The sequence below is a fragment of the Bartonella fuyuanensis genome (assembly GCF_014197255.1).
Classification (GTDB): Bacteria; Pseudomonadota; Alphaproteobacteria; order Rhizobiales; family Rhizobiaceae; genus Bartonella; species Bartonella fuyuanensis.
The window spans coordinates 387516-407409 of the sequence record NZ_JACIFE010000001.1; the positions used below are offsets into that span (position 1 = coordinate 387516).

The 19894-nt window shown below is 35.6% G+C and carries 5 protein-coding genes and 3 pseudogenes; 7 read left to right on the forward strand and 1 reads right to left on the reverse strand.

Features of this window, described 5'->3' with window-relative positions; all coding sequences use genetic code 11:
• The first annotated feature begins 303 nt into the window (after positions 1 to 303).
• Entirely contained in the window at positions 304 to 1515 is a 1212-nt protein-coding gene (locus GGR08_RS01430; RefSeq protein ID WP_183193628.1) for an MFS transporter, read from the forward strand.
• 315 nt (positions 1516 to 1830) lie between these two features.
• On the opposite strand, the gene GGR08_RS01435 is transcribed toward GGR08_RS01430, so the two are convergent.
• The gene (locus GGR08_RS01435; protein WP_183193629.1) at positions 1831 to 2100 is read right to left on the reverse strand and encodes a hypothetical protein; all 270 of its coding nucleotides are present in this window, start codon (positions 2098 to 2100) and stop codon (positions 1831 to 1833) included.
• Positions 2101 to 2953: 853 nt separating this feature from the next.
• Here GGR08_RS01435 and GGR08_RS08625 point away from each other — a divergent pair.
• The 6 genes and pseudogenes from GGR08_RS08625 to GGR08_RS01455 all read left to right on the forward strand — a co-directional run.
• A pseudogene (locus GGR08_RS08625) lies at positions 2954 to 3450 on the forward strand (helix-turn-helix domain-containing protein).
• 1079 nt (positions 3451 to 4529) lie between these two features.
• Positions 4530 to 10286: a Vomp family autotransporter gene (locus tag GGR08_RS01440; RefSeq protein ID WP_183193630.1), complete on the forward strand. Its 5757-nt coding sequence runs from the start codon at positions 4530 to 4532 to the stop codon at positions 10284 to 10286.
• A 1201-nt stretch (positions 10287 to 11487) separates the two neighbouring features.
• On the forward strand, positions 11488 to 11622 hold the full coding sequence (locus GGR08_RS08510) for a hypothetical protein (protein WP_281377791.1): 135 nt from the start codon (positions 11488 to 11490) through the stop codon (positions 11620 to 11622).
• A gap of 530 nt (positions 11623 to 12152) precedes the next feature.
• On the forward strand, positions 12153 to 12332 hold the full coding sequence (locus GGR08_RS01445; protein ID WP_183193631.1) for a hypothetical protein: 180 nt from the start codon (positions 12153 to 12155) through the stop codon (positions 12330 to 12332).
• 1211 nt (positions 12333 to 13543) lie between these two features.
• Positions 13544 to 13676 (forward strand): annotated as a pseudogene (locus GGR08_RS01450) (integrase); the annotation flags it as partial.
• Between the two features lie 1806 nt (positions 13677 to 15482).
• Positions 15483 to 19894, forward strand: a pseudogene (locus GGR08_RS01455) (hypothetical protein); the annotation flags it as partial.

The following is a 19894-nucleotide window of genomic DNA, read 5'->3' on the forward strand; positions in this document are numbered from 1 at the left end:
AAAATGAGATCGCTTATTCGCTTCGTAACTATTATAGCCAAAATAACTCATTTTAGCACCACTATTTTATATCTATGGTGCTAATGTAATGTGTGATGAAAGTATAAATATTTATAATATTCAGCATCTTATGATTACCCTATATTATGCTTAAAGTGTTTTATTTTCATAAAAAATTAATCACGCTCTAATAAAATGAGGAATTTTGTTTCTTTAAATTTAATGAACTAAAATAAGAGCTAAATATATATTTTAAAATGTGATTATATTGCATACTGAATAATGTGTATGAGGAAATAGTTTATGTTCATTGCAAATTTGAAAGAACGCGCTGCTCTATTCGAGAATAGAACTTTTCTCTATTTTACCTTGAGTAGTTTATTTGCTGCATTTGGAAATGGGCTGAATTATATTGCATTATCATGGCTTGCCTATTATCGGACGAGTTCAATCCGTGGTATAGCGTTGATGATGCTTTTTCTTTGGGCGCCTAGCATTATTTTTGCACCTTTTTGGGGTATGTTGGCGGATAGATATAATCGTAAAATGCAGATTATCGTTTCAAATCTTGTCAGAGGCTTAGTATTTGTGGCTTGGGTAATACTTTGGCAATTGGGCATAGAAATTGATTTGATGATTTTATCTGTTTTGTTAGGCATTTTTATTTCTTTATATATGCCATCAGCTGTGCCTTTAATTCAAAGTATTGTTCTTAAAAAACAGCTTATCAATGCAAATGCAACCATCGATATGATCTATGAACTTGGTACTATCATAGGCATGGGATTTAGTGGATTTACGCTTGCTTGTGTAGGAATAAAAGGAACACTTTTGATAGGAGGTATATTTTTTATTATTGCTAGTTTGTTTAACTTTGCAATGAAAGTACCTAACTCCCTAAGATCTAAAAGTCAAAGTAAGCAAAACTGGTGGGAAAATTATACAGCGTCCCTTCGTTATTTTAAGCGAAATCCTGTTCTTTTTATACCTTATCTAAGCCAGATGATTATTATGACGCTTTTAATGACTATCCCTGTTATTCTTGTTCCTTATACACAAGAAATCTTAAATGCGGATAGTAAGACCTTTGCAATATTTGAGGTACTTTATTCTATGGGCGTATTGACAGGTGCGTTTTTTTCTCCACTTCTTTGTAAATTTTTATCCATAAGGAAAACATTAGCTGTTTTATTAGCTTTTATGGCTGTTGGACTTGCTATTCTGTCTGTTAATACACACACTTTTGTTGTTTTTCCTGCTTACTTTATAATTGGATTTGGACTTTCAAGTTGGGCTTTTTCGATTTCGTTATCACAGCTTGCTTGTGATCCTAAATACCAAGGAAGATTACAGGCAAGTTTTAATGGACTCTCTGGATGCTTTATCCTTGGAGTATATCTCATTATGGCAAGCGATAGCTGTAGCATATCACCTCAATCGATATACTTTCTTCAAAGCATTATTGCGTTTGTTGGAATATTCATTGTGCTGTTTTATAAACATGAAAAACGATAAATTACATTGAAGTATAGTAAAACTATACGTCATTTTTAAACATTTACGATGCGCAATATTTCGTATTTTGTTTTTAAAAGGTAGGAGAAAAAATGTGAAGGTGTTGCTACTTTTAGTGAAGAAAGCATAAATTTATTTTGTTATAAAATACTCTTTATTTTTTGATGATGATCAAAAAGAGTTGATGTGTTTCTTTAATTTATTGGATTTTTTTAAGGAGGCAAAGACGCAATATTTTAAAGCTGCTTAAAAGTTTTTTGGTTTAAGCACAGTAGAAAGTAAAGTGCTCTTTTATCGCACGAGAATAATGTTACATTATTCTTGTTTTTCAAAATGCATATGAAGAATTTTATCAATTTCATCCTCATTGAAATGAGTATTTCTGCGACGATGCAAGGTTTGCACAATTTCTTTTTTAAAAAGCTCATCTGTTTTACTTAAACGGTGAATGTTGAGTTCCAGTTCAAGAGATAAAGCTAAATCCACACACAATTTAAGCTCCTCTCCAATATCGAAACCGCGTTGATAGTCGTCATAAAGACCAACCAGTGTATCGGATAATTCTTTATCGCATAAAGAGGTCATGCTAAATTCCTCCACGTTGCGGTTTTCTGTGCAGCTTTTGTCTGTTTAAGTATTACTCTACCATCATCACTCAGTACTGCCATGTATATGAACCTCGAGGTTTTGTCAATTTTCTGCAAAATACGCATTTTAAAAACAATGCCTATTAAAAACTTTATTACTCCAAGCTTTTGAGGCGCCCAATTGTAAACTATGGATGGCAATGTATTTGCTCTAGAACTTATAACATTTAAAATACATTGCCAAAAGGCTTCTAATTTGCGTAGAGGAGGAGTTTCTTAACGATAAATCAAGACCCCTGAAATCTCTATTGCTAATCATAGCTAAATCAGTGTTATTAATATTTACAATAAGCAAGCATGGTTTGTAAATGTTCAGTTTCTTAATAAGATGTGATAATCTCATTTTTGTAGAAGTGTAATTATTTTTCCTGTTCTGTATCGCGTTTTAGACATTGATAAACTTTTGATCTTGTGTTGCAATGCAAAGAAACTGTAAGAAATGTTTATAGATTCTTGCAAAGAGCTTTAAGCAGGTTGACTGCGCAGCTGGATGAAAGAAACCAGTATGGGATTTTTTATTGGCCTGTGTCCAAGTGTTTTTGACACTGAAAAAGAGTTTTTGATGGGATTAACCTGTTCCAGAATTATATTACAGAGGTGCAGCTCAGTAAAATACCTCGACGATTGCATTTTTTGTGTGATGATTATAAATTTTATTCTTGCAAATGGATGCTGTAACATCTACTTGACGAAGTCATATGTGTAAATCTTTGCCCATATACGGGGTATTAACAAGAGGTATAATGCAAATATTGCATTGAGTTAACGCAATATTTGCATTATTGTGTAATTTGGCAAAAAAAGAAATTGACCCCAAAACAAAACATGCGAAGCGATTACGATTGCTATGAGAGGGTTTATGGCTTAATAGGCATCAAATAGCGACCTAATTTATCTTAATAAAGTCATTTGTAACCACGCTGAAAAAGGCATGACCTCTTCTAATGTAGAGTTTTCGATTGTTTTATTATAGCAATTAAAAGTCGATTTAAATTGGCTTGTTATGGATGAAGGTGAAATGTTTACTGATATGGCAAAAGCGTCATGCTTCAAATTACGAGCGATTTCTGTTGGGCTGATGAAAAAGCTTAGACTTTTAGTTTATACGACCTAACATGAGGCAAAAAGAGAGCTTTCTCCTGAAGATGTAGCAGAATTAGCGGTAGAACTTTATGGAAAATTGCAAGGGTTTATTCAAAACCTTAACGATATGGAAAAAATCGAAGTTATGGTGCTGCTTTTAAAATTACATTTACAGTATAAAATCGAAGTTGATAAAGCGTTTTGAGCAACAAGATATGAACCAACACCCCTTTTAAAAAATGGAACTTTTTTTATTTTCTACTATATGAACAGGTTTGAAATGGGAAGATCTCATGATCTTCGAGTTTTTTATTCAACTTAAAAAACGATAAATTATCATTATAAATTTATATCTTGTTTTGATGCAGATAAAATGATTTCTCAAAAGAGTGCCGGTTGATAATACAAATAACATTTATTCAAAAAGAAGCGAGTATTCTTCCTGAGATATTTATTTATTGAAGGAAAAGATACTGACAACAGTGAAAATCCAGAGGATTATGTGGGAGAAAGAGTTTGGAAAATAGCTTTTTTCGGTTTGTGATATTAAAAAATTTATATAACAATGGAAAAAGTAATAATATAGCTTTGATCCCATTATGGTGTTGAGACTACGTTTGGTTTCTATAGAAAGGCAATAGCCATATAAGATAAAAGAATAAAAAAACCGCTCATAGCGCGCTTTTATCTTTTTATCAAGAGAATCATGAACACGTTGAAGCTTTAAAAAAGGGCACCTCATTATATTAGGAAATGTTTTTCCTGAAGATGCGCATTTTTTCTAAAGCAGATTATCGAATAGCAAAGAGTGAAGCGATGATTATCGTCATCTATTACATTATGCTATAAGTTAAAAAAATCATAAATTTATGTTTAGTAAGAACAGCTATTTTATTGAGAAGTATTTTTATAAATTTATAAAAAATTATTTTTACACTCTTGCCATTTTTCTAATGTGCTTTATTTGAAAAGTAGAATTGCTTTTTCGTGAAACTATTTTGTTAAGAGATAAATCGCAGTATTTTTGAATGGAGAAACCGGTATAGTTTCAAAGTTTTGTGTTTTTATTTATTCTTTAGCTTGAATCCCTCTAGCTAAAAGGGTTGGGGACTTTTCTAGATTCGATGTTGTTGCAAAGATTTTAGGGCGATGCAGTAAGTAAATGATGGTATCGAGGGGAGGGGTTTGTCTTAATTTGTTGGTTTTTGAGGTGAGCAAACTAAGTTTTGCCATGTTTGTTTTCGCACGTTGTGATGATGTTGAACTCTGTTGGAGGAGGTTCTTATGAAAAAAAAATATTCCACACCTAATTTAATTAAAGCTGTTTCGCTTAGTGCGGTAATGGGCACTCTTTTATCGAGTGTTTCTCCCGTTTTTGCTGCGAATCTTGCGATAGTAGGAGGAGTCAGTCAAAGTACACCTGGTTCTGGTGTTGTGTATCCGTACGGTAGTCATGGCAGTATTGTTTTATCTGGTGATGATGACTACTGCGGTGTGGATCATGTTTTAGGGCGTGGTGGTGAGAAACAGGAAAACGACAATCGTAATGTTTCACGAATATCCGTAGAAGAACAATATAACAGATTTATCAATGGTTACACTGAGAGCAACGGTCGCGACCCTTATGGCACGACCCTTGAAAAGGCTACTTGGATAACCGATGGGGTTCTAAGCGTAAATGCTACTTATATGGGACCAACTGGCTCTGGAGGGCTTTTAAATGTTATGCCTGAGGCTTATGGTGTTTATTCTTTTGCAACGGGTTGTGGTTCTTCTGCAACAGGAAATTATTCCACAGCATTTGGTGCTGGTGCAACCGCAAAAGCTGGTGGAGCACAAGCTTTTGGTGTTTCTTCCCTTGCAAGTGGTAAAGCGACTGTTGCTATAGGTATAGGATCAGAAGCATCAGGCGAATCAGCTATTGCTTTTGGTGGTCTTGCAACTGCCTCTGGTAAAAGTTCTGTTGCTTTAGGGGTGGAAGCAAAAGCAGAACAGGAATATGCGATTGCTATAGGTGCAAGAGCCGAAGCGAAAGCTTCAGGAGCTATTGCAATAGGTGGTGCCAAGTCTGACAGAACAAGTGAGACTGATCCTCAAAGAAGAGCAATAGCAGAGGCTGAAAATGCGATTGCTATAGGGTCTAGTACACTTGCTAAACTATATGATACTGTTGCAATTGGAGCAAATGCACAGGCTCTTGTTTCTGATGGTGTTGCTGTCGGTGGTGGTTCTGTCTCTGATAGAGCCAAGGGCGTTAATGGATATGATCCTTTTCTTAATGGTGCTTCGACAGATACTCGTATAGCATGGAAAAGCACAGCAGGTGCTTTTAGCGTTGGTGAAGTTGGTGGTAGTAATAATGGTACGTTAACACGACAAATTACAGGGGTCGCTGCTGGAAGTGAAGATACCGATGCAGTAAACGTAGCGCAGCTAAAAGCTATGAAAGATTTGGTTTCGGGAGTTTGGCAACTTTCTGTTGAGGGTACAGATCCCACAGACGTGAATCCAGGTAATACGATAGATCTTTCAGTGAAAGATGATCACAAAGGGGGGAAAGACAATTTAATAATTACAAAAAAAACTGTAGGTGATAAGCATAAAATTGAATTTTCTTTGAATAATATTCTTAAGTTGACGAGCGTCTCTGCAGGCGGGAGTATTATGAGTGATGATGGTTTTTTTGTTCAGGGTGGTGGTCCATACCTGACTCAGGATGGTATTAGTGCTGGAGGAAAAACCATCGGAAATGTGGCAGATGCAATTGAAAATGATGAAGCAGTAAATTATAAACAATTGAAAGAGGTGAAAGCACTTGCAGAACAAGGTTGGAAACTTTCTGTTGATGGTAATAATGCTACAGATGTTGGAGCAGGAAGTACAGTAGATCTTGTTGCAGCTCTGAGTGAGAATGGAAGCAAAAATATTAAGATTGAAAAAAACAATAATAATAAAGTTACATTTTCTTTAAATGATATTCTTAAGCTCACGAGTGTCACGACAGGCAACAGCATTATGAGCGATGAAGGTTTTAAGTTTATTGATGGTAATGGACCAAGCATAACTTTAAATGGTCTTGATGCTGGTGATAAAAAAATCATAAATGTGGCAGATGCAACTGAAAATAGTGAAGCAGTAAATTATAAACAATTGAAAGAGGTGAAAACACTTGCAGAACAAGGTTGGAAACTTTCTGTTGATGGTAATAATGCTACAGATGTTGGAGCAGGAAGTACAGTAGATCTTGTTGCAGCTCTGAGTGAGAATGGAAGCAAAAATATTAAGATTGAAAAAAACAATAATAATAAAGTTACATTTTCTTTAAATGATATTCTTAAGCTCACGAGTGTCACGACAGGCAACAGCATTATGAGCGATGAAGGTTTTAAGTTTATTGATGGAGGGCCAAGCATAACTGCGCATGGTATTAATGCTGGTAATAAAAAAATTATAGGGGTAGCTAAGGGAGAAGATGATACCGATGCTGTAAATTTTTCACAACTGAAAGAAATAAAGGATCAGATAGATAGCAATAGTCTTGTTAAATGGGACGAAGAGGATAAAACTATCTACATTGGTGCTGAAAAAGATGGAATAGAACTTGATATTACAAATAAAGATGGGCAATTTAGGGTAATTACTGGTGTCGCGGAAGGAGAATATGACGATGATGCTGTAAATTATAAACAATTGAAAGAGGTGAAAGCACTTGCCGAACAAGGTTGGAAACTTTCTGTTGATGGTAACAATGCTACAGATGTTGGGGCAGGAAGCACAGTAGATTTTATTGCGGGTGAGGATAATACCGGTAACAAGAATATCCAAATTGCAAAAAGCAATGATAATAAAGTCACATTTTCTTTGAATGATAATCTTAAATTGACGAGTGTCATGACAGGTAGAAGCATTATGAGTGATGATGGCTTTGGTTTTGAAGGTAATAAGGGACCTAGAATTGCTTTTGATGGTATTTTTGCTGCCAATACAAAAATTACAGGGCTACAAAAAGGTACTAATGAAGAAGATGCGGTTAATGTTTCACAACTGAATGAAATGAGAGATCAAATAGCAGATAATAGCCTTGTTAAATGGCATGAAGAGCAGCAGCGTATCACTATCGGTGAACAGAAAAGTGGTACTAAAATCGATGTTGCCAACTCTAATGGCGAAAATCGAATTATTTCTGGTGTTGCGGATGGTAGCCTCAGACAGGATTCAACAGAAGTGGTAAATGGTAGCCAAATCAATAAGATATCTGGAGATATTGCAAAATTCTTTGGTGGAGATGCAGCGTTTCAGGATGGCATTTTTGTAGGTCCAAAATATAATTTATCGACAGTTTCTGCGAATGGTGAAGTAGAACGGAAGGTCTTTGACAATGTTGGCAAGGCTCTTGAAGGACTTGATATAAATGTCAAAAATATGAATAAGCATATACAATATGTAGATAATAAATTTGATGATAAATTCGATAAATTTTCTCAAGATGCTTTACTTTGGAGCGAAAAAGAACAAGCATTTGTTGCACTGCATGGATCAAATGGAGAGAAGACAGAAAGTAAACTGAAATTCATTAATGATGGTAATATTGATGTTGATTCATTGGATGCAATAAATGGATCCCAACTTTATAAGATGGTTAAACAAATTGCAAATTATTTTGGTGGGGGGGCTAGCTATGAGGATGAAAAGTGGAGAGATCCTACTTTCAAAGTTGTTCAAGTTAACGATAAGGGTGAGATGATTGAGAAAACGCATCATAATGTTGCTGAAGCTTTTGAAGATGTCGATAATTCTATCACAGATATCTATAATCAGATTAACAATGTGACAAAAAATAGCCTTGTTAAGCAAGAGGGAGAAGATGGTCGTATCACGATCGGTAAGGCAACAGATGGTACTGAAATCAGCATTATAAATAAAGATGGTGTGGAGCGTACACTTTCTGGTGTTGAAAAAGGAACACTTTCTGCCACATCAACGGAAGCAGTAAATGGTTCGCAGCTTTTTGCTACGAATGAGAAGGTTACAACTGTTACCAATGATCTCAAAAAAATTGCTCAAAATACATCGAAATATTTTGGGGGCAGTACAGATGTACTGAACGGTATAGAACCATCTTTCCTTATTCAGGAAGAAGAATATCGTAATGTTACGGAAGCGTTTATAGGTGTAAATACTTCTATTACAAACATTGATAATAAGATTTCTGAAGTGGTAAAAAATAGTCTTGTTAAGCAAGATGCAACTACAAGTGTTATTACTATTGGTCAGGATACAGCTGGTACTGAGATCAATATTGCGGGATACGGTAAAGTAGAACGTTCCATTTCTGGTGTGAAAGCGGCAGAGAAGGGTGATGAAGCTGTTAACAAAGACCAACTTGATAAAAGCATAGAAAAAATTTCTAAAGATATTGAGACAGCAAATGCTGCTGCAGTTCTTTATGATAAAGATGAAGATGGTAAGGTGAATTACGGTAGTGTAACTTTAGGAGGTAATAGAAACAACGGGCCTGTTGTTCTTCATAACGTCAAAGATGGCAACATTGCTCAAGATTCTTACGATGCAATTAATGGTAATCAGATTAATAAAATATCAGCAGATATTGCAAAGTTTTTTGGTGGTGGTGCAAAATTTATTAACGGTGCTTTTGAGGGGTTGAAATATACTTTATCCGCTATTGTAGATGGTGAGGTAGGAAAGGCTGATTTTTATGATGTTGGTTCAGCTTTAAAGGGTCTTGATTCGAATGTTCAAGATGTAAATAAGCGCTTAACGAATGTATCTAATGAGTTTAATCGAACAATTGAAGGTATTTCTAAAGATGCTTTACTGTGGGATGATAAAGAAGAAGCATTCGTTGCACGTCACGAAAAAGATGGCAAAAAAACAAACAGCAAATTAAAGTATCTTTTAGATGGTGAGATTGCACAAGGTTCAACAGATGCTATTACGGGTAACCAACTTTATCTCATGAGTAATCAGCTTGCGAATTATTTCGGTGGTGGTGCTAAATATGAGAATGGTAAATGGACAGGTCCTACTTTTAAGATTGTTCAAGTCAATGCTGATGGTACGACTGTTGAGAAAAACCATAATAATGTTTCTGATGCTTTTGGTGGTATCAATAACAATATGTCAAATATTAATAACCGTATTGATGATGTAATCAAAAAGGTCGATTCGGATGCTTTAAAGTGGAATAATGATAAAAAAGCTTATGATGCTGGTCGCGATGGTATGCCGAATAAAATTATCAATGTAGCTGATGGTGAAATTGCTGAAGGTTCGAAAGATGCGGTTAATGGTGGACAACTTTGGAAAACCAATGAACGTATCACAGTAGTCGAAAAAGATGTTGAGCATCTTAATAACAGGGTTGATAACATTTCCAATACCATTGCTGATATTGGGGATATAGTTACCAATGTTAATGTTAAAGTTGATAATATTGATAATAAGGTTAACGATATTGCTGAGGATGCTGTTCGCTATGACAGAGATGAAAATGGTAAAAAAACCAATAAAATCACTTTGAAAGGTGGAGATCCGAGTGAACCCGTGTTGATTGATAATGTTGCTGATGGTCGCATTGAAAAGGATTCGAAAGAAGCTGTAAATGGTGGTCAACTCCATGACTATACTCAAGCACAGATGAAGGTTGTTCTTGATGAATCCAAGCATTATACGGATCAACGGGTTAATAATATTGTGATTGATGCAATTGACGATGCTGTTGAACGGTCTAATCAATATACCGATATAAAATTTAATGCTTTAAACTACAGCATTGAGAGTGTGAAAAAAGAGGCAAGACAAGCAGCGGCTATAGGGCTAGCAGTGTCTAACTTGCGCTACAATGATATTCCTGGAAAATTAAGCATTGGATTTGGTACTGGCTTATGGCGTAGCCAATCTGCATTTGCCTTTGGTGCTGGTTATACATCAGAGAAGGGAAATATTCGGTCTAATGTATCTGTTACCACTTCTGGCAGTCATTGGGGTGTAGGTGCAGGATTCAATATGACCCTGAACTAATAATCAACAAAACACACAAAAAACTCTTTTCACCTTTGTCTCATGAGCCAAGGGTGAATTGTTTTTAACGTTTTTAAAAAAGATGCATACATAAATTGATAAATACAGGTCTAGAAAATAGAAAAAATTTGTATTCTCCAAAAGAGCAAACTTTAAAAACTGCAATTTTTCCATAAATTACACGCTCATTATTTTCTACTTTTAAATTTTATAATTAAAAATTTTTGCAGCACTTTACAGGTAGAAATTAGGATTTCCTTTCTTTTCTACAAAACTTTTAAAATTACGACCAATTTTTTGAGGGGGGAAATATATCTTAGAGATATTTTAGTTTTATTAGGAGCCGTTATAAGAATCATATGCTCAATGAGCTAACAACAATTTAAACGTTCATTCTTGTTACTGGTTGTCTTTTATATACAGTATTTTTTATAAATGCAGCTATTCCTATAGTTTTGTTGAATATTGTCTTTCAAGTGTTGGTAGGGCTGTAGAATGAGAAGAGTATAAATACTTTTACGAGTAAAAAAGTCAAACAGCATTCAATAGCGGCATATAGTATATTCCCATCTATATTTTTGGTATTGAAAACAACAACCCACACTTTAATTTTAAAACAGTTCAAGAGAAAAAGGATTACGCGTAAGAAAGGATAAAAAACTTTTTCTCAAATACGTTCAAAGAAATCATCGGTCCATCCATATTAACTTAAATAACTCTCTTTAGCGCTTTTCCAAAGTAGAGGAAAAATTTCGCTTCTATTACTTTAGCATTTGCTCATTTCAAATGAAAAGAAGAGATCCAAAATTAAAGAAGATAATCTTATCCTTGCAAAGGATAACTAAAAAGTCTGAAAGATTAAACAAGTATTAACTAATCTATAAAAAATAGAACTTATTCTCTCAGAGAATACAAAAAGCGAGCACATCCACTTTAACATCCAGATACGTAATTTTTTTCTTTTCAATCATATAAATTTCGATGTTACAAAAAACAAAACCAAGTTAGCGTTTAAATATGTTTTTTTGTTTAATTTTTTTCATTGAGGAATTTGTTGTGAACAAATTATCTACAAAATTAGCGGGAAGTGATTCAAAGTTTTGTTATTGATTTTAATTATCGCACTTTTTTTGAGAGTTTCTTTTTTTTCAAAAATCTCTCTCCCAAAAAAGGGGTTTTTATAGATATAAAGGCTATTTTTGTGGTGTGTTCCAAAGTGTTATTTCTGTTATATGAGGAAGTTACCGATTATTTGGAGCCGCGTGATGTATCAAAAGACAATGATATAACAGTACCGAATACGGCGTTGGCAGTAAATGCTAATATTTTTGAATGATAATGCAAATTTTTAATCAAAACCCTTTTGGATGTGAGTGATGATAGTATTGTTATAAATACTCCTACGTCAGAGAATAATAATTGTTGGAAAAGAATGGTAGGTACAGAGGAAGAAAAGAAACAATTATTATCAGTCCACAATTGTCTTTTCGTAATAGCATGTCTTTTTAACAGTTTGCACAGCATGATGAGAATACCGCGACTATTGGTGTATTTAATGCCTCGCAAGATGATTTATCTGCAGTAACAAGCCGTGATGCTGGATTAACGTGCAGACACAAACGTTACTTTAGGTACTGGAGCGCAAGTGCAAGAAACGAGGGTTGTTGTAAGTTATATGGCACACGCTATAGGAAAAGCAGTATCGCATTGGGTAGTGAATATAATAAGAAAAGCGAACATGGTGAAAACGATTATACAACTCTGGGGTGACTATTCAACCGCTTTGGATGTTGTTTCTATAGCTTTTGAGTATGGCTAACTATCGTTGGTTATCGTATCTATGTAACGAGTAAACATGCTATTATTATGGAATTTTATTCGAAGGTAAATGCAGAAGGAAGTATTGTTTTAGGGGCAGTTGCAATAAAGCAAAAAGGGTTCTGTTGCTTTGAACCTGAAGCAGTTGCAAGTTGTAACTTAAGTAGTGCGTTTAGTGCTCATGCACAAGCAACAGCTATGGGAGGAAGCTGTTGCTTTAAGAGATAATTCTCTGATGGATAATATTCTCAAGTTTTTGGTTTTGATTCTCTCCTTAAGAAGGCTAAAATTGATACGAGCTCCGCATGGAAAAATGGACGAGGTGCGTTGAGTGTTAGTACTTCAGATAAGACAGATTACAAAAATAGCAGCAGGTATAGAAGATACCGGTGTGGTCAATATTGCATAGCTAAAGTCGTTACAAACTTATGTAGATAAAGGTTAGAAACTGTCTATTGGTGATGCAAATGGTAAAGTTGTTGTTGGTAAATTTTTCTATTGAAAGTAAAAATCTCAAAATTACCAAAAGCGACAATAAAGGTAAAATTTGATCTAGGAAAGAATTGATGCTAAATAGTGTAAAATCGGGCACGAATATCTGAGGTGCAAAAAGTTTAATCATTCAAAATGGTCTACAAATTACTATTTCTGGTATTAATGCAGGTAGTAAAAAGATAATAGGCGCATAAGCTGGTTTAGATAAGACCGACGCTGTGAATTTTGCCCAGTTAAAATGCTGTATCTATGTATAAAAATAATCTTTCTAAATGGTCTAACAAAAAAGTGGGAGTAGGTGTGTATGATAGCTTAACCATAGGAGGAAGTGTTGTTGAGAGAAGCGGATTTGAAGGAAATGCATGGTTATAGCGCTGCCTTTTTCTTAGGTCTGAAAGACAAAATTCAATTTTGCAATATCCATCGGCACGATCTCTTTAGTTGACAAAGATTCTGAAGAAGCGATTGCTGTTGGTCATTTTGCGATAGTGAAGATTAATGCTAAGGGGGCTATCGCTTTATTGCAGATATTGACGTTGTGAGTTTTTCATAATTACAGAGGATTGAAAAAGAAGTCGGCAACAAGTAATAGCCAGTAGCTTTGTGGAACAGAATGCTAAAACAAAATTTATCATGATTGGTGGAGAGAAAGATGGTAGTGAAATCAGTATTACAAACAATGCGAGCGTTATGCGTAGCCTTTCTGATGTAAAGAGGAGGGCTTTTTACAACAGAGAATTCACAGAAGTGATCAATGATTTCAAACTTTACAATATATTGATTTGTAATGATAAATTAGTGTTATTCATATTGAATGAGAGTTCCGAATAACGTAAGATTCTTTCATTTCAAAGCTGTTTATGTTGAATCAATCAAAACCACGCCCTTGCACGTTACAAGCGGGATTAGTCTGTGGATCAAATTTGTGTAAGAAAGGAATAAAAATGGCTCTTAGGAATCGTTTTAATACAAGGGTTGTTGCAACATTGGAGGCAGACAAATATAATGATGGCGTCGGCTTGTTACTCAAACCGTAAAGATGGTGGTGCTCAATGGATTTTACGGTATACCCTTTATTCGGTAATCACTGTACTTTCTAGGTATTTTAGTGAAGATGCGAGGTACAAAATTGGACAATGGTTTGCACCAAACTTTAAGATTGGACAATTTACCGCTGATGGCGTGGTAAATAAAAAGGAGAACTATACCAATGTTGTATCTGTATTTGAAGATGTTAATAAAAGTATGATAAAGATCGATGATCGTATTCATGATTTTGGACAGAATATTTTCTCGAGTAGTTTAAGTTGGAGTAAACTAGAAAAAGCTTTTAACATGTGCCATAAAGGTCAAAACGGTAAGATTAAGCGTGTCGCTGATGGTAAAATATCAGAAGGTTCGAAAAAAACCGTTAATGGTAGTCAACTTTGGCAAACGAATAAGAAAGTTGAAGAATCCAACATGCTTGATAAAACAAGTAAAAGATATTGCTAGTGTAGCAGATATTGTTTTAAGTATGCTAGAAGGAATGATGGCAAAAATAGAGAATAAAGCAACATTAGTTGGTGTGAATTAAGAGTGATCTAGTATTAATAGCCAATATAGCGGATGGATGTATGGCTAAAAGGAGACTGTTACAAGTGCCAAGTTACATGACTGTACAGATAAGCAAACGAAAACTATTCTTTGCTTATACTAAGAGAGCACTTTAACGATGTTATAATAATACATAATACGGTTAATAATGTTGTTAATGAGACAAAATCTTACACAGATATAAAATCTGGAGCGTTTAAGGTATGAAATTAAGGAAATTTGCAAAGAATATAAACGGGCAGTGGCAATAGGTTTAGCGGTATCGGATTTGGATTATAAAGATACGTCTGGTTCTTTAAGTTTAACGATTGAAACGGGGATGTAGCACAATCAATCAGCCGTTGCTGTGGAAGTAGGTTATATTTCTAAAATGGCAGGATTCGTTCTAATATATTCGCTACAAGTTTAACAGCATTAGAGCGTAGGAGCCAGTTTAAGTGCAAAACTGAATTGATAGAGATAAGTTAAAATTGCCGATGCATTCTGGACTTATATTTCCCTTTTCTGAAGAATTAAGCATGTTTTATTCCCCCAATAAGCTTTATATATTAACATAGTTGGTTATAAATTCTCGTGATTTTTCTAAAATTTTTTATTTAAACTGTTGAAAAAAGATCACATGTTTCTTTGAAAAATATTCAAATTGATAAAAATTGTTATTTTTTTGTTGCTATTTTATTATAGAGGGAATAGAGCTGCATAAAGTGTATTATGTAAGACTCATTTTGGTCGAAATATAATCCTAAAGAGGGGGAAGAGGTAATGCATAAAAATCAGCAACATATCAAAAAGGCAAAATCGCATTGTTACATTGCATTTAATAAAGCTACATATCACCTACGGAAAATAATTTCCCAAGAAAATTTAAGAATTTTTTAAACATTATGGTTTCTTATTCTAAAGACAAAAAAATAGCTCCTTTTAACGGAAAAAACATAAGAAAACCACAAGCAATATAACCATTGCGAGGAACTCCTATTAAGTAGCGAAACACCTGATAAATAAAATACTTTTCAAAACCATTAAGAGACTTTTCTCTAAACTTAAACAATAAACCATAACCCGAATTTATTAGAATCTAAATGTGTCTTTTTTATGTTCATACAAACATATTTCCAAATCCCTCATTTAGATTTCATTACAGAAAGGACATATCAAAAGACTCAAAACGTCTTTAATTAGTAGAAAACCACTCCTAATTCCACCCGAGTAAGCTACTAGAAGAGAAATATGTTTTTTTATGTTTTCAATGTGTTGTTCAGATTTTTTTTCATTGGAGAGTTTGTTATGAAAAAATTATATGCCATACAAAGAGCGAGTTATTTGAAAGTTTCTCGTTTTTCTTGTGTTAGAGTTTTTTCATTAGCCATGTCGGTTTTATTGTTATCAAATATTTCATCTGTATTTGCTTCGAATCTTGCGATAACCGCAGCAGTTAATCTGAGTCAAAATCTTCCAGCCGTAAATTATAAGTTTGGCAGTCATGGCAGTGTTGTTTTGTCTGGTGATGATGATTATTGTGGTGCGGATCATGTCATTGGACGGGAAGCAAGCATTCCACGTAGGGCAGCTGCAATAACTGCAGAGGAAGAGTATCGGAGATTTTTGGAACAACCAACTTTTAATGGTTATTCTCCTTATAGTCAGAGTGATCGCCAACAAATCTGGGATAAAGAGGGGCGAACTACTGGGGACATTGGTTATATGGGAATTTACGCGACTAAGGGTGATCAGGATATAATGCCTGAGGCTTTTGGTGTATATTCTTTTGCCACCGGTTGTGGATCTGCTGCACAAGGGAGTTATTCAACAGCATTTGGTGCGAATGCAGTAGCCCGTACGGGAGGATCACAAGCCTTTGGTGTTGCGGCGCTTGCAGCTGGAAGGGTAAGCGTTGCTATAGGTGTATCATCAGAAGCAACAGGAGATTCTGCGATTGCTTTAGGTGGCTTGTCGAAAGCAAATGGTATTCGTAGTGTTGCTATAGGCACGCGAGCTCGAGCTGTAGGTGCGGATTCTATTGCCATAGGAAGTAGTGCTGAGGATAATGTTAATATAACATTAGCTTCTGGGGATAAAGCTCTTGCTATAGGACCTAATGCGCAAGCACTTGTTTCTGGTGGTGTTGCGATAGGAGCTGATTCTGTATCTAATATCTCTGCTGGTGTTAAGGGGTATAGCCCTCTTGGGGAGCAAAAGTTAGGAATTGACAATTTTGTATGGAAAAGTAAACAAGGTGCCTTTAGTGTTGGTAATATTGATGCAGGAATAACTAGGCAAATTGTGGGAGTCGCAGCTGGTTTGCAAGATACCGATGCAGTGAATGTTGCACAGTTAAAAGATTTAGAGGTATTTGTAAGAAGACATGCTTGGCGTGTGTCTTTTGACAAAGATGATCCTATAATTTTCTCTTATGATAGTGAAATGAACTTTTCTGCTGGAAGTAACAACTTTAATGTTACAAGAGGCGATCAAGAGAATGAGATTAAGTTTGATCTGGCGAGAAAAATTACACTGGACAGTATCATAGCGGGGAATAATGTTTTTGATTCTACGGGATTGAAAATTAAGGGTGGTCCCCAAATAACCAATTTTGGTATTGATGTTCGCAGTAAAAAGATTACAAATATAGCAGATGGTACGGATGTGACAGATGCTGTGAATTTTGGACAATTGGATAAAGTCAAGGAAGAAGTCCAAGAACAAATAGCTGCCAATAGTTTCATAAAACAAGATTCCAAGACAAAATATATCACCATTGGTAAGGAAACGGTTGGTGATAAAATCGATATTACCAGTCAAAATGGTAGCTCTCGAACTATTTCTGGTATAAAAGCTGGTATTGTAGATACCGATGCCGTAAATTTTGCACAGTTGAAAGCAGTAGAGGAAGCAGCGGCAGCGGCTGTAAAAGGTTTAAAAATTAACACTACAAACGAATTTTTTCACGATCCTAGCGCTGTTGGAGAAGATTCAGTTGCTATTGGTAACGGTGCTAACGCTAACTTTTCTGGGGGGATTGCCATTGGTGTCGATGCTACTATAGTGAGAGAAAATAATCCGAAAGGGGATCCTCTAAACGCGATAGCTATAGGTGTAGGTGCTAAAGTTATAGGGGTTTATTCAATTGCTATTGGTCACAATGCATTCGCTTCGGCTGGAGATTCGTTTGCTTTTGGTACTGGCTCAAAAGCCAAAGCTGATGGTGCATTTGCTATGGGTAGAGGTGCGGAAGCTAGCTCTATGTGGTCGTTTGCTCTTGGTGCTAGTGCAAAGGTTACTGAAAATGCCAGAAATTCGGTTGCTATTGGTTGGCTTGCAAAAGCTGACTCTATGTGGTCATTTGCTCTTGGTGCAAAAACAGAAGCGACAGTGATGAACGGCGTTGCCATAGGTGCAGGTTCTGTAGTTGATGTTGCTGCTGGGGTTGCAGGTTATGATCCTAGGACTAGAGGAGACGCAAAAAATTCAGATATCATGTGGAAAGCTACTCTTGGTGCACTCAGTGTTGGTGCTGTAAAGAAAGATAAAACCAGGCAAATTATAGGTGTTGCAGCTGGTACGAGTGACACTGATGCGGTAAATGTTGCGCAGCTAAAAGCTCTACAAGACTCTATCATCACAAGTTGGGATCTTTCTGTTAATGGTGCAAATGCGACGAGTGTTACTTCAACTAGCCCAATGGATTTGGCCGTTGGAAGTAGCAACCTGAACATTACAAAAGGCGAATATGACAATAAGGTCAAATTTGATTTAGCAAAAGATCTCATGTTAAATAGCATAAAACTAGGGAGGAAAAGCCTATCAGATGATGAGGAAGCTTTATCATATGCAGAAGCAGGTTTAGTAACTTTAGATGAAACGGGCTTAATCATTAAAGATGGTCCACAAGTAACCATTGCTGGTATTAATGCTGGCAGTAAGAAAATAACAGGAGTAGCAGAAGGTACTGAGAAAACCGATGCGGTGAATTTTTTACAATTGAAGACAGTTGAAAAAGATATCAAAGAACAAGTAGCCGCTAATAGTTTCGTAAAACAAAATGCTGAGACACAACACATCACTATTGGTAAAGAAGTAGGTGGTGATAAAATGGATATCGCTAACAATAAAAATGAGAAGCGTACTCTTACAGGAATAAAAGCTGGTACGCTCTCAGAAGCTTCAAATGAAGCCGTTATCGGTTCACAGCTATTTACGACCAATAATAAAGTCGATGCTTTATCAAATAATTTACAAACAGTAACCACAAATATAGCCCAATCTTTTGGTGGTGGCGCCGAATATAAAGATGGCAAATGGATTGCTCCAACATTTAAAGTTGGAACAGTTAATACTGATGGTGAAGAAAAAGAACACATTTATCATAATGTAGCGGAAGCTTTGAGTGAGGTTGGTAATTCTGTTACAAATGTTAAAAATAAGATTACCAAAGAAGTTAATAATATAGTTACTACTGTAAGAAGCGATTCTTTATTGTGGAATGCAAACGATCAAGTCTTTAGTGCTCAGCATGGGAATGATGGTAACAAAACCAATAGTAAAATTACGCATCTTTTAGATGGGGATATTACTTCTGGTTCGACAGATGCTGTTACGGGTAATCAACTTAATTTTTTGGGTAATAAGGTTGCGAGCTATTTTGGTGGTAATGCTAAGTATGAAAATGGCACATGGGTCGATCCAATTTTTAAAATTAAACGAGTTAAAATTGATGGTACAGAAGATGAACAAAGCTATACGAGTGTAGCGGCTGCTTTTGAAGGTGTTGGAGCTGCTTTTACAAATATAAAAAGTGAAATTACCAACCAGATTAATAATGCCATTACTAATGTACAAGGTGATAGCCTTGTTAAAAAAGATGCTACAACGAACCACATCACTATTGGTAAAGAGGTAGCAGGCGATGAAATCAATATTGCTAACAATACAAACGAGGCACGCATTCTTTCCGGTGTGAAGGATGCAGTAAAAGCTAATGAAGCTGTCAACAAAGGCCAGCTTGATAAAAGTATCGAAAATGCAAATAATGAAATAACGAATAAATTTGAGAAGTTTACTGAAAAAATAACGAAAGTTACGCAGGAGATTCAAAGTGATGCCTTATTATGGAGTCAGTCTGATAATGCCTTTAGTGCTCAGCATGGTAAGGACGATGAAAAGATAAATAGTAAAATTACACACCTTAAAGCTGGAGATATTTCTGTTGATTCTCATGATGCCATTAATGGTTCTCAGCTTTATACTTTGGGTCGCAGTTTTGCGAGATCTTTAGGCGGTGATGGTAGCTATGAGGAAGGCCAGTGGGTTTCTCCTACATTTACGGTTAAGAGTTTCAAAGAAGAAGGTGCGGTTACTGACACGGCTTATGACAATGTCGCGTCTGCCTTTGCTGGTGTTGGCGATTCATTTGAGAAAGTTACAATACACTTTGCGAATATTAAGGCTGAAATTAGCAAAGAGATCGATACGGTTCAAAGTTCTGCTTTGATGTGGGACAAGAGCAAAGGAGCGTTTGTAGCAGAGCATGAGCAAGAAGGTAACAAAACGAATAGCAAACTTACATCTCTTGCTGATGGAGATATTTCTGCTACTTCAACAGAAGCCGTGAATGGTAGTCAGCTTTATTTGATGAATACCACGTTAGCGAGTTATTTTGGTGGTGGGGCTGGTTATGAGAATGGTCAGTGGATAGCTCC

Bases quoted from the DNA above. Each gene is read 5' to 3' on its own strand.
- GGR08_RS01445 (WP_183193631.1), top strand. From the start codon at position 12,153: ATGGAATTTTATTCGAAGGTAAATGCAGAAGGAAGTATTGTTTTAGGG.
- GGR08_RS01435 (WP_183193629.1), bottom strand. From the start codon at position 2,100: ATGACCTCTTTATGCGATAAAGAATTATCCGATACACTGGTTGGTCTT.
- GGR08_RS01430 (WP_183193628.1), top strand. From the start codon at position 304: ATGTTCATTGCAAATTTGAAAGAACGCGCTGCTCTATTCGAGAATAGA.
- GGR08_RS01440 (WP_183193630.1), top strand. From the start codon at position 4,530: ATGAAAAAAAAATATTCCACACCTAATTTAATTAAAGCTGTTTCGCTT.